Origin of the sequence: Corynebacterium amycolatum SK46 (assembly GCF_000173655.1) — a bacterium.
Classification (GTDB): Bacteria; Actinomycetota; Actinomycetes; order Mycobacteriales; family Mycobacteriaceae; genus Corynebacterium; species Corynebacterium amycolatum_A.
On the sequence record NZ_ABZU01000018.1, the window covers coordinates 12735 to 36671 of the forward strand.

General features: G+C 59.2%; 25 protein-coding genes and 1 tRNA gene. 10 read left to right on the plus strand and 16 right to left on the minus strand.

Annotated features, from left to right (window positions below):
- Positions 1-340: 340 nt before the first annotated feature.
- Positions 341-475, minus strand: coding sequence for a hypothetical protein (locus CORAM0001_RS11615; RefSeq protein WP_005511671.1), 135 nt, complete (start codon positions 473-475; stop codon positions 341-343).
- 323 nt (positions 476-798) lie between these two features.
- On the opposite strand from CORAM0001_RS11615, the gene CORAM0001_RS09530 reads away from it, so the two are divergent.
- The 5 genes from CORAM0001_RS09530 (at position 799) to CORAM0001_RS09550 (ending at position 3664) form a co-directional block, all read left to right on the plus strand.
- Entirely contained in the window at positions 799-1326 is a 528-nt protein-coding gene (locus CORAM0001_RS09530; RefSeq protein WP_005511675.1) for an Asp23/Gls24 family envelope stress response protein, read from the plus strand.
- 65 nt (positions 1327-1391) lie between these two features.
- A complete protein-coding gene (locus tag CORAM0001_RS09535) occupies positions 1392-1589 on the plus strand; it encodes a hypothetical protein (protein WP_005511694.1) in 198 nt (65 codons plus the stop codon).
- Positions 1586-2674 (plus strand): Asp23/Gls24 family envelope stress response protein, encoded by a 1089-nt coding sequence (locus CORAM0001_RS09540; protein ID WP_040361862.1) that lies wholly within the window; start codon positions 1586-1588, stop codon positions 2672-2674. Before CORAM0001_RS09535 ends, CORAM0001_RS09540 begins: the two co-directional genes overlap by 4 nt.
- Positions 2661-3116, plus strand: a complete 456-nt coding sequence (locus CORAM0001_RS09545; RefSeq protein ID WP_040361864.1) for a hypothetical protein — start codon at positions 2661-2663, stop codon at positions 3114-3116. The genes CORAM0001_RS09540 and CORAM0001_RS09545 overlap by 14 nt, the downstream gene beginning before the upstream one ends.
- The gene (locus CORAM0001_RS09550; protein ID WP_005511704.1) at positions 3113-3664 is read left to right on the plus strand and encodes a hypothetical protein; all 552 of its coding nucleotides are present in this window, start codon (positions 3113-3115) and stop codon (positions 3662-3664) included. The genes CORAM0001_RS09545 and CORAM0001_RS09550 overlap by 4 nt, the downstream gene beginning before the upstream one ends.
- A gap of 54 nt (positions 3665-3718) precedes the next feature.
- Here CORAM0001_RS09550 and CORAM0001_RS09555 read toward each other — a convergent pair whose 3' ends face one another.
- The 4 genes from CORAM0001_RS09555 to CORAM0001_RS09570 form a co-directional block, all read right to left on the minus strand.
- Positions 3719-4297, minus strand: coding sequence for an RNA polymerase sigma factor (locus tag CORAM0001_RS09555; RefSeq protein WP_005511669.1), 579 nt, complete (start codon positions 4295-4297; stop codon positions 3719-3721).
- A 109-nt stretch (positions 4298-4406) separates the two neighbouring features.
- Positions 4407-5840, minus strand: coding sequence for an ABC transporter permease (locus tag CORAM0001_RS09560; RefSeq protein ID WP_005511684.1), 1434 nt, complete (start codon positions 5838-5840; stop codon positions 4407-4409).
- Positions 5827-6564 (minus strand): ABC transporter ATP-binding protein, encoded by a 738-nt coding sequence (locus tag CORAM0001_RS09565; RefSeq protein ID WP_005511665.1) that lies wholly within the window; start codon positions 6562-6564, stop codon positions 5827-5829. The genes CORAM0001_RS09560 and CORAM0001_RS09565 overlap by 14 nt, the downstream gene beginning before the upstream one ends.
- A gap of 9 nt (positions 6565-6573) precedes the next feature.
- A complete protein-coding gene (locus CORAM0001_RS09570) occupies positions 6574-7689 on the minus strand; it encodes an efflux RND transporter periplasmic adaptor subunit (protein ID WP_005511706.1) in 1116 nt (371 codons plus the stop codon).
- A 363-nt stretch (positions 7690-8052) separates the two neighbouring features.
- Here CORAM0001_RS09570 and CORAM0001_RS09575 point away from each other — a divergent pair, with 363 nt between their 5' ends.
- Positions 8053-9582 carry a catalase gene (locus CORAM0001_RS09575; protein ID WP_005511680.1) on the plus strand — a complete coding sequence of 510 codons (1530 nt, stop codon included), beginning with the start codon at positions 8053-8055 and terminating at the stop codon, positions 9580-9582.
- A 237-nt stretch (positions 9583-9819) separates the two neighbouring features.
- Here the strand turns inward: CORAM0001_RS09575 and CORAM0001_RS09580 are convergent, their stop codons facing one another.
- From CORAM0001_RS09580 to CORAM0001_RS09625, 10 genes are all read right to left on the minus strand, one after another.
- Complete coding sequence (locus tag CORAM0001_RS09580; protein ID WP_005511697.1) at positions 9820-10167, minus strand: hypothetical protein; 348 nt, start codon at positions 10165-10167, stop codon at positions 9820-9822.
- A gap of 139 nt (positions 10168-10306) precedes the next feature.
- Positions 10307-10615, minus strand: coding sequence for a hypothetical protein (locus tag CORAM0001_RS09585; protein WP_005511688.1), 309 nt, complete (start codon positions 10613-10615; stop codon positions 10307-10309).
- 589 nt (positions 10616-11204) lie between these two features.
- Positions 11205-11546 (minus strand): monovalent cation/H(+) antiporter subunit G, encoded by a 342-nt coding sequence (locus tag CORAM0001_RS09590; protein ID WP_005511698.1) that lies wholly within the window; start codon positions 11544-11546, stop codon positions 11205-11207.
- A gap of 24 nt (positions 11547-11570) precedes the next feature.
- Positions 11571-11861 (minus strand): monovalent cation/H+ antiporter complex subunit F, encoded by a 291-nt coding sequence (locus tag CORAM0001_RS09595; RefSeq protein WP_005511667.1) that lies wholly within the window; start codon positions 11859-11861, stop codon positions 11571-11573.
- On the minus strand, positions 11858-12340 hold the full coding sequence (locus CORAM0001_RS09600) for a Na+/H+ antiporter subunit E (protein ID WP_005511700.1): 483 nt from the start codon (positions 12338-12340) through the stop codon (positions 11858-11860). The genes CORAM0001_RS09595 and CORAM0001_RS09600 overlap by 4 nt, the downstream gene beginning before the upstream one ends.
- Entirely contained in the window at positions 12340-13881 is a 1542-nt protein-coding gene (locus CORAM0001_RS09605; protein ID WP_244262054.1) for a monovalent cation/H+ antiporter subunit D family protein, read from the minus strand. Before CORAM0001_RS09605 ends, CORAM0001_RS09600 begins: the two co-directional genes overlap by 1 nt.
- A 23-nt stretch (positions 13882-13904) precedes the next feature.
- On the minus strand, positions 13905-14387 hold the full coding sequence (locus CORAM0001_RS09610; protein ID WP_005511661.1) for a sodium:proton antiporter: 483 nt from the start codon (positions 14385-14387) through the stop codon (positions 13905-13907).
- The gene (locus tag CORAM0001_RS09615) at positions 14384-17533 is read right to left on the minus strand and encodes a DUF4040 family protein (protein WP_005511674.1); all 3150 of its coding nucleotides are present in this window, start codon (positions 17531-17533) and stop codon (positions 14384-14386) included. Before CORAM0001_RS09615 ends, CORAM0001_RS09610 begins: the two co-directional genes overlap by 4 nt.
- A gap of 497 nt (positions 17534-18030) precedes the next feature.
- A tRNA-Pro gene (locus CORAM0001_RS09620) sits at positions 18031-18107 on the minus strand.
- Positions 18108-18278: 171 nt separating this feature from the next.
- On the minus strand, positions 18279-19214 hold the full coding sequence (locus tag CORAM0001_RS09625) for a metallophosphoesterase (RefSeq protein WP_005511702.1): 936 nt from the start codon (positions 19212-19214) through the stop codon (positions 18279-18281).
- Positions 19215-19253: 39 nt separating this feature from the next.
- Here CORAM0001_RS09625 and CORAM0001_RS09630 point away from each other — a divergent pair, with 39 nt between their 5' ends.
- The gene (locus CORAM0001_RS09630) at positions 19254-19715 is read left to right on the plus strand and encodes a GatB/YqeY domain-containing protein (protein WP_005511696.1); all 462 of its coding nucleotides are present in this window, start codon (positions 19254-19256) and stop codon (positions 19713-19715) included.
- A gap of 102 nt (positions 19716-19817) precedes the next feature.
- Here CORAM0001_RS09630 and CORAM0001_RS09635 read toward each other — a convergent pair whose 3' ends face one another.
- On the minus strand, positions 19818-22226 hold the full coding sequence (locus tag CORAM0001_RS09635; RefSeq protein WP_005511658.1) for a transglycosylase domain-containing protein: 2409 nt from the start codon (positions 22224-22226) through the stop codon (positions 19818-19820).
- A gap of 369 nt (positions 22227-22595) precedes the next feature.
- Between CORAM0001_RS09635 and CORAM0001_RS09640 the strand changes: the two genes are divergently transcribed.
- From CORAM0001_RS09640 to CORAM0001_RS09645, 3 genes are all read left to right on the plus strand, one after another.
- On the plus strand, positions 22596-22958 hold the full coding sequence (locus CORAM0001_RS09640) for a WhiB family transcriptional regulator (RefSeq protein ID WP_005511664.1): 363 nt from the start codon (positions 22596-22598) through the stop codon (positions 22956-22958).
- Between the two features lie 71 nt (positions 22959-23029).
- Positions 23030-23191, plus strand: a complete 162-nt coding sequence (gene sp36 / locus CORAM0001_RS11215) for a Sp36 family protein (RefSeq protein ID WP_005511670.1) — start codon at positions 23030-23032, stop codon at positions 23189-23191.
- A 136-nt stretch (positions 23192-23327) separates the two neighbouring features.
- Positions 23328-23804, plus strand: a complete 477-nt coding sequence (locus CORAM0001_RS09645; RefSeq protein WP_005511683.1) for a RidA family protein — start codon at positions 23328-23330, stop codon at positions 23802-23804.
- Positions 23805-23937: the final 133 nt, after the last annotated feature.

A 23937-nucleotide genomic window follows, 5' to 3' on the forward strand; every position in this document is an offset into this window, starting at 1 on the left:
CTCAGTGAGTCGGTCGGTGGCGGCCCAAAAAAACTGGTTGTGGCGTTTTCAGGCCGCACATTGAAAAGCATTTCCTCAGGCTGTGGTTCCTAGAGGGCGAATACGAACGCGCAAAGTAAGCGTCCAATCATCCCAAAGATGCGTAAAACAAAGCTAATCTCGTCGAAAAAGATGGAACTATGCGTGCCGGGCAGTTCATATACCCGTTTCGTATCGCGAATATAAGGAAATATATAAACCTATCAGTTAAGGCAAAACCTACGCTCAACTGCGCAATCATGCGCGATAGCGTTCTAAAAATGGGGTAGAAGAAAGGCCAACGCCCATCGGGGGAGCGGGGCTAAACAGCAGCCGAGTCGCCGCTGGCGCTGTCGCCGTCGTCAAGCGCGGCAACCAAATCGCGGTGCGCACGAGTTCCAATCATGGTCGGCACTAACTCACTGCCAAAATGTGGAATCTTACTGTGAGTTGTCACTCGTTATACAAAGTTGTCGAATTTGTTAGCAAGCGGTTGGCAAGCAGGACTCGTTCGCAATGCCAGAACAGTAAATGACAGGTCATATACTGCCGCTGAGCAGGAATAATCCTGCAATACAGAACTACCCGGGAGATCGGGGAAGAAAAGAAAATCTAGTCTGTAATCCAGTTTTCCAAGAAACAATCGTAACGAAATCCCTACTAGAGGGGCTCTCGCGCAGTCAAGTACTCTTAGCCGCACTGCAGGTTGCCTGCGGCAGTTATAGCATTGGCGTTGTCCAGACATTTCGTCTACAACACTGAGAACAGGAACGGCACATCATGGCTGACAATGCAAAGAACACTGCTAAGAACACCCCGGCAACTAAGGCTGGCTCGGACTCCGCGAATAAGGGAACCGGCCACGGCCACACCTCTATCGACGACAGCGTCGTCTCCAAGATTGCCGGCATCGCTACCCGCGAGGTCTCCGGTGTCTATGACCTTGGCGGCGGCATGGATCGCTTCGCTGGTTCCGTCCGTGAGTTTGTCTCCGGCGGTAGCGCCAACGTATCCCAGGGAATTGCTGTTGAGGTCGGCGAGCGCCAGGCTGCAGTGGACGTCACCATCATCGCTGAGTACGGTGTTGCCATCCACGAGCTGGCCGAGGCTATCCGCCAGAACGTCATTAGCTCCGTTGAGCGTATGACTGGCCTTGAGGTCACTGAAGTCAATGTTGATGTTTCCGATGTTCACACCGACTACCAGACCCCGCAGGAGCGCGAAGAAGAGGCCGCTAAGCAGCGCGAAGAGCAGCGCAAGGCCATCGCGGCTGCTAACGAGCCCAAGGAGCAGCCACGCGTTCAGTAGTTAACAACTATTGCGCGTCGAGGCCGGGCAGGATGGGCAGTTAAGCCCGTATAAAGGGGAATTTCATGTTCGATAATTACACAAAGACCTTCGCGACGATTGCCGTTGTCCTGTGCTTCGCCGCAATGATTGGTGGTTTCACGGGTTTTCTTGCGGTTATTGCCTTCGGAGGTCTGGCCGGTGCAGCCGGTGCGGTACTCGATGGCAAAATCGATGCGCCCGAGCTCAACCGTAAGTTCAACCGAGGAGGCCGCCGACGGTGACTATCCACGTTCCAGCAACGCGTGGCACCACCGTCGTAAGCGAAAAGGCAATCCGCCGCATCGTAGAGATGGCCGTGCGCGCGGTTCCCGGCACCCTCGACCAATCCCGTGTGCTAGGGCGCGACTATCCAATTGTCTCTATCGATAGTGAGATTGCCCCTAGTTCTGCCACGACCAATGCCGTTAGTGCAGTTCGAGTCGCAGTTCGCGCCGTTGCATCATGGCCGGCGCCGACAGCGGAAATTGCGGTGCGCATTCGTTCAAGCGTCGCCGCCTGGCTCGCTGATATGGCCGGTCTTGAAAATGTCACCGTCGATGTTGACATCGACAGTGTCGAACCCGGGCACGTGCGTGTCACCCGACAGGACTTAGCGTACTTTTCAGATCACCCGCAGTTGACACCTGTCCGGGTGAACCAGCAGGTAGTGACCGCTCCGCAGGTGCGGCGGGTCCCAGAAGTGCGGTCCATCGCCGTGCCGACGCCGCAGCCAGTGCGCAGTATTTCAGTACCGCAGCCGCAGTCAGTGCGTAGCATTCAGCCGGTGACACCGCAGCCGGTACGCAGCATTACTCCGCCGCGTCCGGAACGAGTACGCAGTGTCCCAGCGCCTGCTCCACAACCGGTGCACTCCGTCATCCCGCCGAAGCCGCTACCAGCTGTGGCTATTAAGGCACCGAAGCCGCAACCGGCCCGTCGCATTGTTGCGCCGCCGCCGCTGCCAGTGGCTCGCACCTCGGCACCGAAGCCGGTACAGGTGCGTCGCACACCAACTCCACGGCCAATACAGCTGCGAAAGGTCACAGCACCAAAGCCGACGTCCTTGGTACAGGTGAGTGTCCCCCGGCAACCAAAGCTGCGTCCGGTACGAGTGCCGTCGCCACGCACAATTAGCGTTAAGACGCCACGACCAGCGCTACTGCGGCCGGTTAAAATGCCGCGTCCAACTCGGCTGAAACAAGTTCGCGCACCGCGACAGGAGCAGCTGCGCCCGGTATCCGTGCCACAGCCACGTACCGTGGTGGTAAGCACGTCAGAGCCGCGCCCACTGAAAAAGATTGAGGTGACACCCTATGACGCCGACTGAGAGGTTATCGGCCGCGGTGGTCTCGGACGAGTCAGTCGAAACTCGCCAGGGACGTGACCCGCGTCAATCACCAAAGGTCCGCGGGCTGGGAGTTTTCACCGGTCTGTTGATGATTGCAGCGGCCGTAGTCGCAGGTAGAGAAGCAATCATTAGCGCCAATAGCTCAGGTGACACCTCATGGTTACAGCCAGCATTCGACTGGTTCAGCAACCCTCAGGGCTCAGCCGCGTCATGGGTGTTGCTCCTCGTCGGAATCCTCGCTGCAATCTATGGGCTGGGACAGCTCATCGCGGTGTTCCTTCCTGCCCCGCGCCGGTATGTACGCGTCGATGACGATGGCAACCTGCCAGTTTGGATGCATGAGTCTGACTACCAAGAAATCCAGAATGGCACGGCACTTGCTTCCGGAACTCACGGCGGATACGAAGGTGATGACAAGTGAAAACATCAGTAAGCGTATTCGACCGAATTGTGTTGTTCCTCTTCTCAGCACTGCTACTTCTGGTAGCAACATGGGCGATTGCAAGCTACTTCGACGTCGCACCCGCACAGTGGCTTCACGACACCGGCCGGATGGAATCCTGGGAAAAAATACCTGAGCAAAGCTGGTATGTTCCCGTCCTCGGTGTCGTCACAGCGATTCTAGCGGTTGTCGGCTGCAGCTTGGTGGTCGCTAATCTGCGATCGCACCGGTTCAGCACGGTCGCCGCATCGGAATCACAGGAAAAACTAGGAGAGATTTCGCTGCCGGTCGCCGATGTTGCCGATGCGGTGTGCGCCGATCTAGAGCGCAACGTCCACATCAACCAGGCGGAGTCGCGGGTCTACCGGGATAATGGAATCCCCACCTTAGAAGTGACTGTGGCGATGCCGCCGCAGGCGAGCCTCCCCGCTGTTGTAGCTGCCTTGAAAAACGCGGAGCGCGATATGCGTGATGCCCTCGGACATGCGGATATTGCCTCGACCTACAAAATCGAACTGGACCGTTAGCCAGCTTCGCGGGGAGACAAACTACAACGGCTAGGTGCCCTAGCCGGAGCGGGCCTAAACAGCAGCCGAGTCGTCGTTGGCGCTGTCGCCGTCGTCAAGCGCGGCAACCAGATCGCGGCGCGCACGGGCGACGCGGGAGCGAATGGTGCCCACACGGCACCCTGCGATTTCCGCGGCCTCCGCGTAGGAGTAACCCAGCACCTGCGTCAGAATGAGTGCCTCGCGGCGTTCTTCCGGCAGCTGCTCCAGCAGCACGCGGGCGTCGGCGAGCTCTGACCACGACTCGCCAGTCGTAAACTGCTCGGCAGCGTTTTCTACTTCCACCGCAGACTTCTTCGGGCGCGCCGAATCATGGCGGACCGAATCCACCCACACGCGCCGGGCCAGCGACAACAGCCAGGTGCGGGCAGAAGAACGCGCCGCAAAACGGGGAAGTGCCCCCATGACACGCAGATACGTCTCCTGCGTTAAATCATCCGCAGCATCAACGCCGCCCAGATGTGCGACCAGACGCCACACGTCCTTCTGCGTCAGCCGCACAAACTCCGTCAGCGCAGCCTGATCACCGCGACCGGCTTTCAGCGCCAGCTGCGTGATGTATTCGTCATTAGAGACGAGGCGTGCGGGAGTCATGGCAATAGCTTAGCAACTTAAAACCTAAAGATAATTCGCCTGGCTGCACGTGGCCTCACCTGCAAAAAGCAGGCAGCAACGCAGCCAGGCGAACTAGGGGGCTGAAGTGTTAGAAGCGGATGGCGTCGATGGGCTTGACGCGGACTGCGATGGTGGCCGGGATAATACCCGCCAGCGCGCCCACGAACGTCGCGACCAACACGCCGATTACAGCGGCCGTGACGGGGTAGGCCACGGCACCGGTCTCCAGCGGCAACGCCAGCATCTTATCCAGCGGCAGCTGCTTGACCGTGATGATCGATGCAATCACGCCAACCACGCCCGCCACCGTCGTGGCGACAATCGACTCCAAGAACACAGAGATAAAAATCCGGCCTGCCGACGCGCCCATTGCGCGACGAATACCAATCTCACGGACACGGTGGCCGATGGTGACAATCGAGACCGTGAGCAGGCCCAACGCGCCAAGCGCGATCACGATGCCACCGATAATGCCCAGCGCCGTAGTGATGGTGTTATTCATCTCCTGGGAAATCTCCGTGTCCTTCTCCGACAGGGAGGTATTCACCTTCCAGCTGGGGCCGAGCTCCGCCTGGAAAATGTTGTGCAGCGCCTTCTGGTTCTCCTTCGCGGACTCCTCAGGCGTTGCGACGAGAAGTTGCGGCTCACCCACCGGACCCTCGTAGCCGGCATTGAGGAAGGAATCGTAGTGCGTGACAATGCTCGGGGCGTCCCACGATCCGAGGGACTTATACACTCCCACCACGGTGAAAGTGGTGTTGCCGGTTTCCTTCAAGGTGAAGGTTGGGTGGTCGGCTAGCGCTGGGTTTCCCAGGCTCTCGTAGAACTGGTCGTTGACCACCACGGGGTTCATCAAGCGCTGGCCATCGGCATCTTCCAAGCGGCGTCCCTGCACGATGGTGCGGGCATAGATATCGAACCAGCCGGGGTCAGCGGCAATCAGCTCGGGAGTACCTGGCGAAAAACACTCGTAATCATCCGGTGTGCAGTCATCCATATTGTGCTCAGGTGTGGCTGGCTGCATGCGAACTCGCGACCACAAGTTGGCATGGGTGGTCTCTACCAGGCGATGCGTGGCAGCGGAAAAAGCGTCGTTGATGGACCCGTCCGGATTGATGACGCTCAAATCGTCCGGTCCGTTTCCGCCGACGCCCGCGCCGCCGAAGCTGCCGAAGCTATCGGCCATTGTGCCGGCGCTGCTGTCACCGCCGAAGCCGCCATCGCCGAAGCCGCCGCCATCCTCAGAACCGGAACTACCCGCTCCGGCAGTCAACGTGACCGTGCCGGCGATACCCGTGCTCTGCGCGGTTACCGCATCCTGAGAGCTGGTGAGAATATTGCCAAGCGCAATGACTGTGGTCATCGCCCACACTGCGGCGGCCACACTGACCAGCGACAGCATGATGCGGCCACGGTTAATGCGCAGCTCATGCCACGCTTCCAGCAGAGCGCCGAGATAAGGCGTTGCTGTATAGAGGAAGGAAGGCCGTGACTTCGATTCTGTTTCTTTATTCGTCGTCATCAGCAACCTCCTCGAAGCCGTGCATAGCGTTGGCGGCAGATAGCAGGACGGAGTCGGCGTGCAACTGACCGTCGCGAAGCTCAAGTGCCCGATCGCCGCGCTCGGCGACCTCTAAATCGTGCGTAATCACAATCAGCGCAGCATTGTTTTCCGTGGCGACTTCTTCGAGCAGATCCATGACGATCTTGCCGGTGTCGACATCGAGCGCACCAGTGGGCTCATCGGCAAGAATGAGCTGCGGTTGGCGCACGAGCGCACGGGCAATCGCCACACGCTGCTGTTCACCACCGGAAAGCTGCGAGGGCGTGGCCTCTAGACGATCGCCCAGACCGACGCGCTCCAGCATCGCGGCGGCGAGCTCGGTGCGATTCCAGAACTTCTCGCCCCGGTCGTACATCAGCGGAACCTCAACGTTTTCCAGCGTGGTGCGGGAAGGGAAGAGGTTGAACTGCTGGAAGACGAATCCCAAATTATCGCCCCGGAGCGCAGCGCGTTTCCTGTCTGACAAGGTGGAAATATCGGTGCCGTTGAACGTGTACGTGCCAGAATCCGGCAAATCGAGCATGCCAATGATGTTCAGCAGCGTTGACTTACCCGAACCGGACTGGCCGACAATGCTGAGGTGCTCACCACGTGGCACTTCGAGGTCGATGCCTTTCAAAATAGGCAGCTCCTCGCCGTTGGGCAGCGTCACTGTTCGAGTGACTGCGGTCAAACTAAGCATGGCGCGGGCCTACTTTTCAGAGCCAGCGTCATCGCCGGACTCATCGAAGCCAGTGTCACTGCCATCACCAGCGCCGGTGCCAGTGCCGTCGCCGCTGCCGTCGCCAGCGAACTCGTTCTTGTAGGAAGGCACGTACTCCAAAACCTGCTGGCCTTCCTTCAGACCACGCTTGATTTCAATGAAAGTGCCATCATTGGCGCCCAGCTCGACCTTGATCTTGGTGGGCTTGCCGCCATCCTTAGCTGGAGCGTAGACAACACCTTCGCGGAAGCGTCCCTCCACGGCGGTCACTGGCAGTGCTGGAACCTCCGAGGTCGTGCCGCTGCCAAGAATCAGCGTTGCGGGAACACCTTCGTAGACGGTCTGATCTGCGGGAATATCGCAGCGCAGCTGTGGGCCGCCCGAGGAATTACCGGCAGCGGCGGCACCCATGCCAGCGCCGTCTCCGGCACCAGCGCCAGCGCCTTGCGAGCCCGCGCCACTTCCCGTGACCGTCTTCACCGAATCACACAAAAACGGTGCCGGGCCATCGGTGATAGCGAGGCGGCCATTGTTAATCGAGTCTCCCAGCGTGTACAGCTGGCTCGGCTTGATAGGTGCTACGGCGTGGAAGCTATTCGGCGAAATGGTGCCAATTTCCTGGCCAATCTCGACCGTCTGGCCAATGACGATATCCCACTGCACAGTGCCAGAAGCCTTAGCGGTGATGTTGCCCCAGGTTACGGTGGTTTCGGGCACAGCGGCTGCGGCGCTTTCATCATCGGAATCCGCGCCGCCGGAGGTGCTGGCAGTCTCGGACACCGAGGTCTTCTTCACTTGGAGCAGGTTTTGCCCCTCTACGGCGTTGCCACCGCTGTTGACAAAGGCGTCAGTGATTTCACCAGACGCGTTGGCGCGGATCACCGTGGGCTCATCCGGGACGATGGTGGCAGACAGCTTCTGCGTGTTATTGATCCGCTGAGGGGATAGCTCCGTGGTGGGTTGGGAGAAATCACCGGTTGCTTGCGCATAGTCCTCGTCGTTAGCGGGGAAGAATGCGATCTTGAGAAGCGCAATGGTCGCCAGCAACGCCAGCGTGTACTTGAAGATTGTGAGCGCTTTTGCGCCCCTCCCTTGTTTTTTCATGTCTGCAGAAGTATCCGATCAAAATCCAAATTGACAGCGTGGTACGCGAAAAATCCTACCCTCAACGCCTGCGGGCAGTGGTAGTGCTGGCTATACCTTTTATTCACTGCTGATAGGTATTGCTTGAAAGCGCAGTAAGTGCTTTTCGACGGTCATTGTGTGTGGTTTTCCTTGGGGAAATCTGTCCTTTTTGGGGTCGGTTGTTTGTCGCCGATACAGCGAACCTAATCGGACTAATAATTAAGTCCACATATCAATCGCGGGCAACTAATAGGAAAAAAGGTGAAACTTCGTGTAGGGTGGAAAACGTCAGGGCATGTTGTGACTGTCATCTAGCCCTTGTCTTTAGGAGGAAACGCCCCCATGTCGATTCTCTATGAAGGCTCCAATGGTCCGACCACTCGTCTCAACGGTGCGCCGGTTCCTACAGAGCAGCACTCGCAAACCAATGGCCTACAGGGAGGTATTAACCTCCACGACGTCCACCTGCTGGAAAAACTCGCGCACTTCAACCGTGAGCGCATTCCGGAGCGCGTTGTTCACGCTAAGGGTGCAGGTGCTTTCGGTGAGCTGACCGTCACCGAGGACGTCTCCAAGTACACCAAGGCTGCCGTCTTCCAGCCGAACACTGTCACTCCGATGCTGGCGCGATTCTCCACTGTCGCTGGTGAGCAGGGCTCCCCGGATGGTTGGCGTGACGTGCGTGGCTTTTCGCTGAAGTTCTATACCGAAGAGGGCAACCTCGACATCGTGGGCAACAACACTCCAGTGTTCTTTATCCGCGATGGCATTAAGTTCCCGGACTTCATCCACTCTCAGAAGCGCCTGCCGGATACGGGTCTGCGCGATGCCAATATGCAGTGGGATTTCTGGACTGCCTCTCCGGAGTCCGCTCACCAGGTCACGTACTTGATGGGTGACCGTGGTATTCCGAAGGACTTCCGTCATATGGACGGCTTCGGTTCCCACACCTACCAGTGGATTAACGCTGAAGGTGAGCGTTTCTGGGTTAAGTACCACTTTAAGACTCGCCAGGGCTGGGACTTCCTGACGGATGATGAGGCCGCTGAGCTGGTAGGCGAAAACACCGACCATGCTCGCCAGGATCTCTTCGAGGCGATTGAGCGCGGCGACTACCCAACCTGGGACGTCAAGGTGCAGATTATGCCTTACGACGAGGCCGCCAGCTACAAGGTGAACCCGTTCGACCTGACCAAGACCTGGTCGCAGAAGGACTACCCGCTGATTCCGGTCGGTCACTTCACCCTGAACCGCAATCCGGGCAACTTCTTTGCCGAGATTGAGCAGGCCGCATTCGCGCCGTCGAATACCGTCCCGGGTGTTGGCTTCTCCCCGGATAAGATGCTGCTGGCTCGTGTGTTCTCCTACGCTGATGCGCACCGCTACCGTCTTGGTGTCAACCATGACCAGCTGCCGGTGAACCAGCCGCGCTGCCCAGTGAATTCCTTCTCGCAGGATGGCTACGGCACCTACCACTACGCGGACCCGAACCTGCCGGTTCATGGCTCCAACGCCACCGGACGCGGCCCGGAGGCCGATACAGCGGCTGCCGCCAAGGCCGCTGGCTGCCCAGTGCACTCCGGTCACGCGGGCCAGGTTGACGCTGGCACCTTTGGCCAGTGGGAAAGCGTGGGCGAAGAGTTCTACGCCGGAGCGTACGTCCAGCACCCCGAGGATGATGACTTCTCGCAGGCAGGCGACCTTGTTCGCAACGTGATGGACGATGCCGAGCGCGATCGCTTGGCAGACAACATCGTCGGTGCCATGCAGGGCGTTTCCCCAGAGGTGGAGCAGCGTGTCTACCAGTACTGGACCAACGTTGATTCCTGGCTCGGTGCTGAGGTGGAAAAGCGCTTCAAGGCAACGAAGTAAAGCAATGAAGTAAGGCAGCCGCGTGGGGCTGTGCAGTAAAACCGCAGAGTAGAGCTGCACAGTCACGCGGTAGGTCAAAGTAAATAGAAAAGCGTTAGCCCTGCAGATGGTTTGACCAGCTGCAGGGCTAACGCTTATTTAAAAATTCTGTCTGTGCATGACAGCCACGGGCTTGGTGGTTGCCTGCACGCCGACCCGGTTTGGGCGGCTAAGGAACAACCCTAAGTGTGAGCTGTTTTAGGCTCCGATGCCCGGCAGGCTTGGGGAGCCGTTGAAAAGCGACTTCGGAGCAGCTGTAGCCTCGTCAGCCTCTTCGGCGGACTCGGACGCCTCTCGACCCTGTTCGGCAGCGTCGGAGACACTATCAGCCTCGACGCCGGTGACGTGAGTGGAGTTGTCATTCTTCGTGGACTGATCGTTCGTGATGTTGATGTCCATGAAGTCGCGGCCGAACGGAGCGTTCCAGTCACCGGTTTCTAGCAAGGTCAGATCACCATCGATGGTCGGGTTAATCTCGACGGTGACGTTGACGGTCGGGCCGGAAGGCATTGCTTCCAGAACCTCAACGATAGGAGTGACGTCCATTTTTGGTGTTCCTTTAGACAGTAACGAAATGAAGAATATCGGTTTTAACTGAACAATAAACCGCAGTCTTTATTAGAGACTCGCGGTTTATTGTGTCAAGGATTGGCGGAGCTATTGTCCTGCCATGAAGCCCGGGAGCTTACTTGCCTGGGTTAACGCCAATGTTCGGGTTCAGGAAATCGAACTGACGCTGGTCGTTCTGTTCAACGGTGGTCTCCGGGTTCAGGAAGTCGGAGACGGTGACGTCGTGGGAGTCGGTGGTGGAGTGGTCGTCGGTGACGGAGATGTCCAGGAAGTCGTTACCGAACGGCAGGTTCAGGTCGCCACCAACGTTGGCGAAGTTGACGTCGTTGCCAGCCAGCTGCTCGAAAGCCGGCAGCGGGCTCTCGACGGTGACTGCCGGAAGAGCTTCGAGGATGGTTGCGATATCTTCTGCGGAGCAGGACATGAGAAAATCCTTAGGTTCTCGGGGGTAAAGATTTTGAGTCGCTCTTGGCGAACTCACAGAAATTAAGTTAACCGATGGGGCAAGGGGCTGCAATGAAAAAATAGGTGGCTCGGTCCGCCTCCGGTCGGTTGCGGCCCCTAAAGAACGCTCAAATCCATCTAAAAATTTTGGAAAGTGGGCGGTTTTGAGTCGGTCGGGACGAACCCGGTCTCTGCCTGAATATCGGATGACAAAAGTGTTGTTTTCCTTATATTTACCGGGATTGCATTGATTGTTTTGTTCTTGGTGTCACAAAGGTGCAGGCAAACGGCGAATTCATCAAAAATGATAACCAAGGGCAACCTAACTAAGGGAAACCAAGGGTTAGTTAACGGCGAAAACTGCCACTCAATTTAGGGGCATAAACGGGGTTAACGAGCGACTCATATCCCATGAGAGGTACATCACATTGTGGGAGGCCAAAAGTGTGGGGAAAAATACCCCCTTTTGGGTAGGGTGGGTGGCCCAAAGGGGGTCTTGGAGAGCACTGAGAGGCTGCTCTGAAACCGGCCGGAAGCGGCGTATGCGGGGACGCTTCCCGTGCCGCTAGCTACCGCTCCGGCACGTAGTCCTCAGCGGAGCCATCACGGGCACCCAGCACCGCGCGTCCAAGTACCTCGGAGGCGACAGTAGCGACGACCAGGACAGCAACAATGGCCAGAATGGCAGTAAGTGTCTTTCCCCACGTCAGATCGCCCTGGTCGGCCTCTAGGATCAAGTTGGCAATCACCAGTGCGGGGATGCCCACCATGATTCCGGCTGAAAGCTGGTTCAACCGGCTCAGGGCATCTTTAGAGCGCCACATGGCCACGCCCGCCAGGAGCAGGTACAAAGATCCGCCAATGACCAGCACGGCAAACAATATAGTTACAAGAATTGAAGCGATACTCATATTGCGATTCGTCCTTAATCGGTCTTAGCGGCGGCCACGGGAAATAACTCGGGCCAGGCCCACGGTCGACAAAATGCCAAGCAAGCCCGCCAGCATTGCAATATCGAAAGTGATGGCCGTAGTCCGCAGCATGGCAGTTGTGAGGAACACTCCCACCATGGGGTAGAAGGCAGCGTCGGAAAGCACTGCGCGTGAGACATTGCCCTTGACCCGGAAGATCAGCACCACGCCCACAAGCAGCGCCACTGAACATAGAGCAATGCCAATGCCACTGATTACCTGTACTGCGGTGGGATCGATCAATGTGTCATTCATGAGCGTGCTCCTTTATCTTCGCCTTTGGAGGCAATGCCATCCGGCAGCGGCAGACCATGGTCGACCTCAGCGGCAACGCCGACGACGGCATCCGGGTCAATGAACTTGTCCGCGTTGTACTCCTCGAAGACGAACGCCTTCGGGCGGGGGACATCGCGGAGGCTGGGAACAAGGTGCTCCTCCATGTCGTAGAGGGAGTCGTACAGCGCGTCCAGGTCGGCACCGAAGATCGCATGGATGATAAACAACCGTCCCACATCGGTCTCGCGGGCACCACAGACTAGAGTGCCAGGAGTCATGGTGATGGACTCGGCAAAGAGAGTGACCTCCAGGTCAGACGTCACACGCAGCGGCAGCCCAATGAGCACCGGCTGCTGCTTCTGGTGCGGGCGCAGCGTATCACGCACCACGTCTGTCGCAGCCACAACAACCTGCCAGACCAGCCAGAGGGAATAGCGGATAACATGCAGGAACTTCATCAGTAAATACCTCCGATGGCGTTTTCAACCCCGCCGAGAGTGGCCTCGCGGTAGCCATCAATATTCAGCAGCGCATCAGCCGCACCGGTAGTCGCCCAAGTGACGGCGCCGACCGCGACAAACATCGCCACAGAAACAATTGCCAGCATGGCGGACGGCGCAACCAGCGCGCCCGGAACGCGAACCGAATCATCCACGCCCTGCATGGGGCGGCCCCAGAAGACCGCGCGCCACAGCCGAATCATGGCCAGCAGCGAGCCCAGCGAGGCCACGATGATTGCGGTGATTGCGACAATCGAACGGGCATCGCCAGTAGCGGCAGAGGCAAAGACAATGCCCACCTTGCCCCACACACCGGAAAATGGCGGGAAACCAACAATGGAGAAGCTCATCGCCGCCATCACCCAAGCGACTGCTTGGTCGCGGCGAGCAAGCCCAGAAAGCCTGGACAGCGTACCCGTACCGTAGGTCTCTTCCACCGCACCGGAGCCCAGGATGAGGGCACCGACAGTCACCATGTGGTGGATTGCGTAGAAAACACCCGCAGCCAGTGCCGCCTTGGCGCCCTGGCCGTCGTTAGCATCCGTGAACGCCAGCACAATCAGAATGAACGGCATACCCGTGACCATCTGGTAGGCCAGCACTTCACGCATGGTGTTCTCCGCGAGACCCGCAAACGCGCCAACCAGCATCGAGATCGCCATGATGATAATGATCGGCCAGTGCCAGGAGGGGTTCATGCCCACAATCACGACGTAGATGCGGAACAGCATGTACACCGCAACCTTCGTATGCACCGCAGAGAACAGCGCCATCACCGCAGGGCTTGTCGACGGGTACGTCCTCGGCAACCAAGTGTGCGCCGGAACCAAACCAGCCTTCACACATAGTGCGATGATGACAATGCCCAACGCGACCACACCCGTGCCGCCAGGGCCGCCCTCGCTGGCCATGTCGGCCAGCATTGCGATGTTCACATTGCCCGCCGAGCCGTAGATCAGCGCGACGCCAATCAGCAGCACCGTGGAGGTCAAGAGGTTGACCAGCACGAAGTTACGACCAGCAGCCAGGCGGTGCCAGGTACCGGTTACTGCAATCAGGCCGTAGGAGGGCAGCAGCATGACCTCCATGAACACGAAGAAGTTGAACAGATCGGCAGTCAGGAACGCACCCGACATGCCGGCCAACATCATCAGCGTCAGGGAGGGGAAGAACCGCGAGGTGTTTTCACCCGCGACGTGGGCGAACCAGTTACCGATGGCGACCACAGCTGCGGCCACGCCCAGCATCAGCATGGAGAACGTGTCCGCCAAGAAAGGAATCGAGATACCACCGGGGAACGCACCCACACCATGGCCGACCGGGCCGTTTTCAGTGACGTAGAACATCACCCAAAACGCAGCCAGCGACGATAGGGCCGGAACGGCGATGCCCATCGTCGCTCGCATCCACAGCTTCGGCAGGATGGCTGTGACTGCCGACAAAATCAGCGGCAGTGCCGCAAACAGTGGCAGTAGTGAAGACAGAGTTGAAGGAGACATTGCAGAGGTCATTGCAGAGGCTTCTACCATTTCTCGTCACCGCCGAAAGGAGTCTCGCGCGGGAACTTATCCGGAGCCGAAGAGACCCCTGGGGTACCGGTGACCGTGGAGTCCGAGTCCGCCGGAACATTCTTACCCGCACGACGACCAGCCGTCGACAGCTGCCGCATAGCCTCGCGGTCCTCATGGATACGAGTGTCGTCATCGCGGCCCAAACCAGCCAGTGCCAGCATGAAGGCGGTCACAGCCATGGTGATCACGATGGCCGTCAGCACGAATGCCTGCGGCAACGGGTCAGCCATCTGCTCGGCAGCGCCAGCGCCCGCAGTGGCTTCGTTGCCCAGCAGTGGCTCGCCGCGCCAGGCACCGACACCCGTGGACAAAATAATCAGGTTGGCGGCATGCGAAATCAGAGTCATACCGATAATGGTGCGCAGCATGCCGCGCTGTAGCACCAGGTACGTGCCACCGCCTGCGAGGACGGCAGCCATGATGGCGATAATCACTTCTTGGCCTCCTCAACGGTGGCATGAGCTGGGGCAGGGGTGCTCTCCGTTTCTGAGGCGAACACGCCCATCTCCGGCGGCACCCGCAAGCTCGAGCGGTCTGAGTAGAGATCCTGCAGCACATCGTCCGACCCGGTCATACCAGGACGGTTCGGGCCGCCCAGGAGATTCAGCGCGGTTGCCACAATGCCGATGACGGCCAGGTACACGCCGACGTCGAAAAGCAATGCCGTGGTGAGGTGCTGGCCCAGGAACTCGCCGTACAGCGGTGCCAAGAACGACCCCTTGGCGAATCCGATGAAGCCCGTGACGATTGCCGTGATGACACCCGCAGCGCTGAGCGCCACTGGGGTCTTCTTGCCGAAGACCAGCTCGTCGCGGTCCTTGGACAGGTAAATCAGCATGACGGCAGCGGCGCCAATCAGCGCCGCGTTGAAGCCGCCGCCCGGAGCGGTACCGCCGCGGTAGAGAACCACAGCAGACAGGACGAAAAGGACCGGCGACAGCCAGCGGACCAGCCAGCGCATCATGATGGAGTTCAGAGCGGGCTCCGCAAGCGGGGAGGGCTGATCGAGCAGGTGCGGGAAGCGAGGCATCGACGTGACAACCGCCGCCATCGCGACGCCCGCCATACCGAGAACCGCCAGCTCACCCATGGTATCGAAAGCACGGAACTCAACCAGGATCACGTTGACAATATTGGTTTCGCCCGTGACCTTCTCAGTGTTGTCGATGTACCACTGCGCAACCTCAGGCAACTGACGACGGCCAGTGAGGAACCACACCGCGCCGAACGTAGCCAAGCCCACGGCAACTGCCACGACCGCGGCGGAAGCCTGGCGGTTCTTTGAGGTCTCAGAGAACGCGCGCGGCTGGAAGCGCAGCACCAGCATCATCAGCACGACAGTCAGTATTTCCACCATGAACTGCGTCAATGCCACATCTGGTGCGCCCAGCAGGAGAATCTGCAATGTGACGCCGACACCGGTGACGCTGAGCAGCACAGCCGCCTGCAGACGGTTCTTTGCCCGAAGCGTGGCCCACACACCAATCAGGACAACGACCAGCGGAATCAGATCGGTCAGGTGGTCGATGTCGTCAATCTTCGGCAGCACCGGAGCGCCGCCGACACCCGGAGCGATTGCAATGGCCAGGGCGTACACCGCGAGCAGACCAAGCAGCGGCAACAGGTGACGCGACGGCTGATGCGAACGCGCCATCTTCGCCAGCGAGCGACCCACACGCTGCGAGACGCTCAGCGACGCATTGATTGCCTCCACGCCGGTGAACGGGAAGAGCTTGCGGTCGGCCATGACGGCGCCTATGCGGGCGCGAGTGAAGATGAAGCCCACGCCGACAGCCAGCACAATCACAGAGATAATCAGCGGCACATTCACGCCGTGCCACAGGCTCAAGTGCGATTCCTGAGTCGTGCCAGCCGGAAGCTGACCGACCGTATCGGCCACGCGGTCCAGCGGACGGTTCAAAATAGCGCCGGCAGCGAAGGCCGCTGGCAGGCTCAGCAGGCCAGGGATGGCAGCCGGGAGCCACAGCGAAATTGGAGCCTCAGTGATGTGGTCAACGTTGCGCGGACCATCCACAAACGCACCGAACACCAAACGTGCCGAGTACGCGAAAGTACCAATCGCACCAATCGCCGCCACCGTCAGCAGGATGATCACACCGGTGTTGCTCAGCGGCGCACCGTCGAACGCGGTCAGCATGCCTTCCTTCGACATAAAGCCGAAGAACGGCGGAATTGCCGCCATCGATGCTGCGCCGAAAATCATCGAGCCAAAGCTCCACGGCATCTGCTTCCACAGCGGACCCAAGCGGCGAATGTCGCGCGTGCCCGCCTGATGGTCAACCACGCCAGCCATCATGAACAGCGAAGACTTAAACATCGCGTGCGCAATGGTGTGCACAACCGCAGCCATAATTGCGAACCTCGTGCCCACACCAATCGTGGCGACAATCCAACCCAACTGCGAGACCGTCGAGTACGCAATCAGCTTCTTCAGGTCAGTCTGCTGCAGCGCGAAGTAGGCCGTGGCAACAGCCGTCCACATACCCATGACGATCAGCAGCAACTGCCACACGCGCACGTCCGCGAAGACCGTGGAAAAACGCATCAGCAGGTAAACGCCCGCCTTGACGACGGCCGCAGCGTGCAAGAAAGCCGAGACGGGAGTTGCCGCCGCCATGGCCTCTGGAAGCCAGGCGTGGAAGGGGAACTGAGCTGCCTTCGTGAAAGCGCCCAGGGCCACCAGCGCGGCAATGAGGCTGCGCGCTGCCGGGTTGGCCTCCCACTCAGGCGAAGCCAAAACCTCGGTGAGGTTCGTGGAACCGGTTAGCCACACAGCACCGCCGAGGGCGGCCAGAAGCAACAGGCCACCGGTGAAGGTCAGCAGAAGTGTGCGCAACGAGCCCAACTCGCCCGACGAGCCCGATCTTGCAATGAGCAGGAACGACGCCATCGAGACCAACTCCCACCCGATGAAGAGGAGCATGATGTCGTCGGCAAGCACGAGGAGCAAAACCGCCAGCATGAACGCCGTCATCAGGACGTAGAAGCTCATCGCGGATTTCTTCGGCGGCAAATACGCGGTGGAGTAGATGAAAACTATCGAGCCCACCAACAGCGCCAAGAAACTAAACACCATGGAGAGGGGATCGAGCTTCAGCGCAAACGCCGCGTTCAGCTCCGGGGACCAAACGCGGGACCAGGTGAAGGTGGTGCCGTCGAGGACATCGCCCGTTACACGCGAAAGCTGGACCACCGACGCGAGAAAAAACGCGACGATGGGCCAGCCTGCGTGACGACCAAGGAGCTTCACAAACAGCGGGGTCAGCGCCAAGGCAACCGCGACCAACAGCGGGACCGAAAGGAGGGTCAGGCTGTTGGCGGAGGCTTGGGCAGCTTGGGTGGCTTGAGCTGCGAGCGTTGTTGCGTGCTCTGCGGAGCTGCTTGCTTGGGCGGTAATCGTTGCCGGGGCAGAAAGAACGGAATCTAAAGAATTCAATGTTGCCGATACGCCGCCGGACGCAAACTCAGAAGCCAATGTCTGGTCTGGTGGTGCGGTCGCCGACGGCGGACTGGCTGTAAAGGAGCTGGCTGATGCCAGAGCTGCTGCCAGGTGCGTCACTTGGGGGCTACTTTCACATTGCTGTTAAAAAGGTTCGTACTTCTACAGACTAACAGCCACGAAAATGCTCCACGCGGGGTGAAAGGGGCATTCGGGGGAGCGGGGAAAGGCTCTGTGAATCCAGTAGTGAAAATACATAGGAACGAGTGATGAACGGGATGTCGATCCGAGTTGCTGACTGCGTTTATGGCTGGTGGCGTTGGATTGATACGAGTTACTGACTGCGTTTATGTCAAAAATGGCCCTAAAAATGGTCTGAAAGTGTCATAAACTCAGACAGTTTCACATTTGCAGCCCCGGAGTTTTCGGGTTGACAGTTTTGCCACGTAACCCCGGGCTGTGGTGCTGCCGCAGTTGGGGTCTGACTAGTCGCTATCTTGAGAGTCAGACACACTCTTTGGCTATCAACCCTGAACGGCGGCGAAAAGTAGGGTTCAGCAGCCAACGACAAAACCCTCCCTCACTTGGATAATTCCAGGTGAGAGAGGGTTTCTACTTGGTCGGGGTAGCGGGATTTGAACCCACGGCCTCTTCGTCCCGAACGAAGCGCGCTACCAAGCTGCGCCATACCCCGAGGCCGCAGACACAAACTGGGAACATACGTCTCAGTGCTGTGCTTGCGAGGACTTACTTTAGCCCGACGCTGAGTCAGAATGCAAAACGCCTGCTTAACGGGCTGTGGGGACAAGCCGCGGTCTCCGCCGCGCCCTTACAAACTACGAACTGCACCCCGACGGACTACGAACTACGAATCCCGCTCCACAACCTCAATCAAGGTCGCGGATGGGCGGCAGAACAAGCGCACCGGGGCGTAAGGGGAAGTGCCAAGGCCATTGGAGACATGCAGCCACGTCTTCTCGGTCCAGCGCGACAATCCCGAGGCCCGCGAGCGGTCGATACCGCAGTTGGTCACAATGGCCTTCCCTCCGGGCAGGCACACTTGGCCGCCGTGAGTGTGTCCAGAAAGCACCAGGTCGTAGCCATCTTCCGCAAAAGCATCCAACACGTGGGGTTCAGGGGAGTGCGACAGGCCGATAGCGATGTCGGCATCCGCATTCGGGGCACCGGCGATCTGCGAATAGTCCTCCAACTCGTGATGGGGGTCATCCACACCGGACAGCGCCACCTTCACGCCACCCGCCACAAACTCCAGCCGGGCATGGGTGGCATCCTGCCAGCCGTGCTCAATAAACGCAGCGCGCATTCCACGCCACGGCAGCTCGACGCGTGAGGGCTTGCGCTTCTTACCCGTCAGGTACTTCAGCGGATTGACAGGCCGCGGCGCGAAGTAGTCATTTGTACCAAACACGAAGGCACCCGGACGGTTCAGTAGGGGGCCGAGCGCTGCGAGGACACTGGGGACGGCCTTGTCGCTTCCCAGGTTGTCGCCGGTATTAATCACCAGGTCAGGGTTCAGAGCATCGAGGCTGGCAACCCACTTCTGCTTCAGCTTCTGGTTGGGGAGCATGTGGAAGTCGGAGACATGCAGAATCCGGAAAGGCTCACCCTCGCGCTTTCCCGCCCGGGCGAGCGTGCCGGGTGCCAGCACGGGAACTTGCACACGGTGGAGTTTAAATGCGCGCAATTCGATTTGGTTCGCGTAGATGAACGTCGTCAAGCCGAGCGTGGCGATGGCTGCGGCAGACCGCAGAATTCGGTTGGAAAAAGCGCGCGATGTCATGACAGAGACACTATCAACTACAGCGGTAATCTAGGGCGTATGAGTGAACTGAAGAACACAATTGTCTCCGATATGACCGCCGCAATGAAGGCCCGCGACAAGGAAACCGTTGCGGCGCTGCGCATGCTGAAGGCCGCCATCCAGACCGAGGAGGTCTCCGGCTCCAAACACGAGCTCACCGATGAAGAGGTGCTGCGTGTGATTGAGCGGGAGGTCAAGAAGCGTCGCGAGTCCGCTGAGATGTACGCCGAGAACGGCCGCCAGGAACTCGCCGACGCCGAGCTCGCCGAAGCAGAGGTTTTCGCCCGCTACCAGCCGGAACAGCTTGACGACGACGCCGTGAAGAACCTCGTCGCGGAATCCGTGGCCGAGGTTGCTGGTGATGACGCGCCGAGCATGAAGATCATGGGCCAGGTTATGAAGGTGGCTAAGGAAAAGGCCGCTGGCCAGGTCGATGGCAAGCGGCTTTCCGAGGCCGTTAAGGCTGCCCTGCAGGGCTAACGCGACCTTTCGCCGTTTCCCTTTTCGGCGATATGCGTTGTACCTGTTTCTTTTTTTTGGGGGGGCGAACTGGAGCTGCCTCCCAGAGCGAACTAAAGCGAACTAGAACGGCAGCAGCGGAATCAGATCCCGCAAGCTCGGCGCTGGCGGAGTGTTCGGGCGGGGGAACTGCGGTAGTGGATTCGGCCGGGGCGTCGTCGACTCCGGCCGCGGCGACGGCGCTGGTGGCGGGGTCGGACGGCGGGTGCCATCGGCCACGCGAATCGTGACGGTGCCACCCTTGAGAAGCAGCGGCGGCTGATCCAGTCCGACCACGATTCCGCGCGACTCGCCCGTGAGGGAGACTGTGCGTTCCTCTACCTTGTAGCCAGCCTTCTTCAGGGTCTCCCGAGCCTCTGCCTTCTGCATGCCCACCACATTCGGCATTTGGGTGATCGAGGTGCCGAGGCCGTAGTCCGAATCCAGTGGTGGGAGGTTCTTTCCGCCATAGTCCTCGATAACCGGGCCGACTGCGCCGAACCATGTCCGCGCGGGCTCACGACCACCAAAGAGGTTGCCGCTCGGGCACTGGCGCAGCGGTGACGTGCACAGCTCCGTGACCGTCGGGGTGTCGTTGTAGGCGTAAACCGATCCGGCCAGGCCGCCGGTGAAGCCCAGAAATGCCGCGGACTGGTTCGACTCGGTGGTACCGGTCTTAGCCGCGACGGGGCCTTCCCAATTCAGCTCCTTCGCGGCATCCTTCGCGGTGCCATCGATGGCATCATTGCTGAGCGCATTAGCAATCGCGTGCGCGACCCCCGGCTCCACCGCCTGCTCGCAGGGTGGCACATTCAGCTTCACCGCATTGCCCTTGGAGTCCGTGATCGACTCAATCGGAGAGGGCTCGCACCAGCGGCCATTGCTGGCCAGGGTGGCAGCGACATTGGACAGCTCAAGGTTGTTCACCGATGTCGGACCCAGCACGAACGAGCCGAGCTTATGCTCGGAGACATAGTTCGCCACCGAGGACTCACCATCAAAACTGCCTGGCTCCGTGTATGAGCGCATGCCCAGGCGTACCGCCATGTCCATCACGCCATCGACACCGACCAGCTCCGAAATCTGAATAAAAGGGGTATTCGGCGACCGTGCGAGAGTCTCGCGCAGCGACATCGACGGCGGGAAACTGCCTACATTTTCCACGCAGTACAGGCCCGGCGGGCAGCCTTCTGCGCCACCGGTGCCCAGCCCAGAGGCCTCATAACGACGCGGCACCGGGAAGTGGGTATCAATACCCAGCCCCTTTTCCACCGCCGATGTCGCTGCGAAAATCTTAAAAATCGAGCCCGCGCCATTGCCCACCGGCGTAAATGGCTGCGGCTGCACGGTCTGCATTTGCTCTGCATCGAGGCCGTATACGCGTGACGACGCCATCGCGAGCAACTTCCTGGAGTCATCCCCAGGTTCAAGCAAACTCATAACCTCGGCTGCGCCATCCGCCGTCGGTGATGCCTGCTGACGCAGCGACTCCTGCACGCTGTCCTGTACACGCGGGTCCAGCGTGGTCTTCACATGGAAGCCACCGCGCTTGAGCTTTTCGGTCTCAATGCCGTGGTTCTCCAGGTAGGAGACCACATAGTCACAGAAGAAACCCCGATCGCCCGCCGCGATGCAACCCTGCGGCAGGCGCTGAGGCTCCGGGAGGATGCCGAGGTCAGCTGCCTTGGCGTCCTGAGCCTCCTGCGGGCCAATTGCCCCCGTGGATTCCATGGCCGCAAGCACGTCGTTACGCCGTGCATGCGCACCTTCCGGATTTGTATACGGATCGAGCCCGGAGGACTGCTGAACCATGCCCGCAAGCAGAGCGGCCTGCGGGACATTCAAATCCGACGCGGGAATACCGAAGTATGTCTGAGCTGCAGCTTCCACGCCGAAAGCGCCATTGCCGAAGGGGACCAAGTTCAGGTACTTAGTCAGAATTTCGTCTTTCGTCAGCTCATCTTCCAGGTCCAACGCGATGCGAATCTCGCGGATCTTGCGGCCATAATCCGTGGCAGTAGCAGCGCGGCGCTCCGACTCTGACTGCGCGTCCACGAGCAGCGTGTGGTTCTTAATCAACTGCTGCTCAATCGTGGAGGCACCTTCCTGCACCGACTGAGACATGAAGTTCTTTACCGCCGCACGAGCAGTGCCCTTCCAGTCCACACCAGAGTGCTCATAAAAGCGCCTATCTTCCACGCTGACCAGCGCATCCTTCATAGCTGGCGAGATGCGTTCCGACGGCACATTAAACCGCCGCTGATCATAGAGCCACGCAATTGGCTGATCATTACGATCCGTAATAGTGGTGACCCCTGGTGCGTCCTTAGAAATCACCGACCGCGACGCCGACGCGAATTCATCAGCCGTGCGCGCGACGAAGTAGGCCGAGCCGCCCACAAGAGGAAAGAGGGCGCTGGCCATAATCAACGCCGCCAACACAGTGGCAACGGAGAGCTTGAACAGCGTCGAACCTTTATTCACAGCAATCACACTACAAGGTAGGGCGGATTGAGCCGAAGTGAGTTTTCGAAAATCTGCCTAGAGACATGCCCGGCGAGTCCAGAAAAACGCCTGGCGACCGGGGAGGAGTGCTACGAGCGCCCTTACAATACCGGGCAACTCGTCGTGTGGTGGTTTCTGGAAAAAGATTTTCATAGTGACGCAAATCACCCCCGTCCTTTTGTTGGAAAAAGTTGCTCCACCTGCATCGTTGCATTTAGAGCTGCGCCACGTCCACCCTCGCAGTGTGACCCAATCGACATTATTTGGGTGGTGTGAATAGACTTACAACAAAATTTCAGCACTATTTAGTTGAAACTATTTCGAAATAACGAAAATCGCAGGCACGAGGAGGCTACAATGACCGCCACGATTCCCGATCGCAACCGCACTGCTACTACGCCAGACTACGAGCTCGGTGTAGAGAGCTTCCGCGATCGTCAGGAGTGGGTCCCGCGCGCTAAGTGCCGCGATATTGACCCGGATAAGTTGTTCGTTCGCGGCGCCGCACAGCGCGAAGCCGCAGTTATCTGCCGCCACTGCCCAGTGGTTCTGCAGTGCCGTGCCGACGCTCTGGATAACCGCGTCGAGTTCGGCGTCTGGGGTGGCCTGACCGAGCGTCAGCGCCGCGCAATGCTGCGCGAGCACCCGGAAATTACTTCGTGGGCCGACTTCTACGCTGAGCAGTACGCAGCTCAGCGCAAGGCAAAGCTGGCTAAGTAAAAACCGAACTTAGACCGAAGTAAAACTGAACCCCCAGCGCGCGAGGCTGGGGGACAGATAAAGTAGCTTCCATGACTACTAAATGGGAATACTTCACCGCACCGCTGCTCATTCACAACACCAAGGCCATCCTGGACAACTTTGGTGAGGACGGCTGGGAACTCGTCACTGTTCTGCCCGGCCCGACCGGCGAAAACCACGTTGGTTACTTCAAGCGCCCCAAGGCTGACTAATTACCTCGGCGTCTAATACCTAACTAACAACGGCGGTTGTGCTTTCGATTGGCAGCTGACTCACTGTTGGCTGCCATCTTGCTTTGTCCGGCTTTATTCGCCCGGTTCCCAGCCGCCGTGGAAAGGCTTAACTAAAATGAGCAACTCTGAATCTCGCACTCCTTCCCAGGCCCTCGAGGCCCTGGGGCTTACCCTGCCTGCAGTTGCCGCGCCAGTTGCGGCCTACGTACCCGCAACGCGCACAGGCAACCTCGTTTTTACTTCCGGCCAGCTCCCATTCGTTAACGGCGAGCTCACCCACGTCGGCCATGTCGGCGCAGAAGTCACTGCTGAGGAGGCCAAGGAGGCCGCCCGTACCTGCGCTCTCAACGCTTTGGCCGCAGTCGATGCCGAGGTCGGTCTCGACAATGTCACCCGCATCGTGAAGGTCGTCGGCTTCGTCAACTCCGCCGCCGGATTCACTGGTCAGCCGGGCGTTATCAATGGAGCCTCGGAACTCTTCGGCGACGTCTTTGGTGAACGCGGCCAGCACGCTCGTTCGGCAGTGGGTGTGAATCAGCTTCCGCTGGACGCTCCCGTGGAAGTCGAGATCATCGTTGAAGTAGCCCAGTAGCTACTGTTTTTGCTGCCGTGAGCAGCGGGGATGCTGCGTTCTCCGGGTCGTCGTAAAGCGTGCTTACACCCAAATGAGCCGAATTGGACGACGTGGCGCGCTCCCCGGATTGCGCAACCACGTAGGATAGGGG

Coding starts and splice junctions, on each gene's coding strand:
- CORAM0001_RS09605 (WP_244262054.1), bottom strand. CDS start 13,881: ATGTCTCCTTCAACTCTGTCTTCACTACTGCCACTGTTTGCGGCACTG.
- CORAM0001_RS09600 (WP_005511700.1), bottom strand. CDS start 12,340: ATGAAGTTCCTGCATGTTATCCGCTATTCCCTCTGGCTGGTCTGGCAG.
- CORAM0001_RS09555 (WP_005511669.1), bottom strand. CDS start 4,297: ATGACTCCCGCACGCCTCGTCTCTAATGACGAATACATCACGCAGCTG.
- CORAM0001_RS09625 (WP_005511702.1), bottom strand. CDS start 19,214: ATGACATCGCGCGCTTTTTCCAACCGAATTCTGCGGTCTGCCGCAGCC.
- CORAM0001_RS09565 (WP_005511665.1), bottom strand. CDS start 6,564: ATGCTTAGTTTGACCGCAGTCACTCGAACAGTGACGCTGCCCAACGGC.
- CORAM0001_RS09590 (WP_005511698.1), bottom strand. CDS start 11,546: ATGAGTATCGCTTCAATTCTTGTAACTATATTGTTTGCCGTGCTGGTC.
- CORAM0001_RS09530 (WP_005511675.1), top strand. CDS start 799: ATGGCTGACAATGCAAAGAACACTGCTAAGAACACCCCGGCAACTAAG.
- CORAM0001_RS09545 (WP_040361864.1), top strand. CDS start 2,661: ATGACGCCGACTGAGAGGTTATCGGCCGCGGTGGTCTCGGACGAGTCA.
- CORAM0001_RS09575 (WP_005511680.1), top strand. CDS start 8,053: ATGTCGATTCTCTATGAAGGCTCCAATGGTCCGACCACTCGTCTCAAC.
- CORAM0001_RS09630 (WP_005511696.1), top strand. CDS start 19,254: ATGAGTGAACTGAAGAACACAATTGTCTCCGATATGACCGCCGCAATG.
- CORAM0001_RS09580 (WP_005511697.1), bottom strand. CDS start 10,167: ATGGACGTCACTCCTATCGTTGAGGTTCTGGAAGCAATGCCTTCCGGC.
- CORAM0001_RS09560 (WP_005511684.1), bottom strand. CDS start 5,840: ATGACGACGAATAAAGAAACAGAATCGAAGTCACGGCCTTCCTTCCTC.
- CORAM0001_RS09595 (WP_005511667.1), bottom strand. CDS start 11,861: ATGAATGACACATTGATCGATCCCACCGCAGTACAGGTAATCAGTGGC.
- CORAM0001_RS09645 (WP_005511683.1), top strand. CDS start 23,328: ATGAGCAACTCTGAATCTCGCACTCCTTCCCAGGCCCTCGAGGCCCTG.
- CORAM0001_RS09640 (WP_005511664.1), top strand. CDS start 22,596: ATGACCGCCACGATTCCCGATCGCAACCGCACTGCTACTACGCCAGAC.
- CORAM0001_RS09535 (WP_005511694.1), top strand. CDS start 1,392: ATGTTCGATAATTACACAAAGACCTTCGCGACGATTGCCGTTGTCCTG.
- CORAM0001_RS09585 (WP_005511688.1), bottom strand. CDS start 10,615: ATGTCCTGCTCCGCAGAAGATATCGCAACCATCCTCGAAGCTCTTCCG.
- CORAM0001_RS09570 (WP_005511706.1), bottom strand. CDS start 7,689: ATGAAAAAACAAGGGAGGGGCGCAAAAGCGCTCACAATCTTCAAGTAC.
- sp36 (WP_005511670.1), top strand. CDS start 23,030: ATGACTACTAAATGGGAATACTTCACCGCACCGCTGCTCATTCACAAC.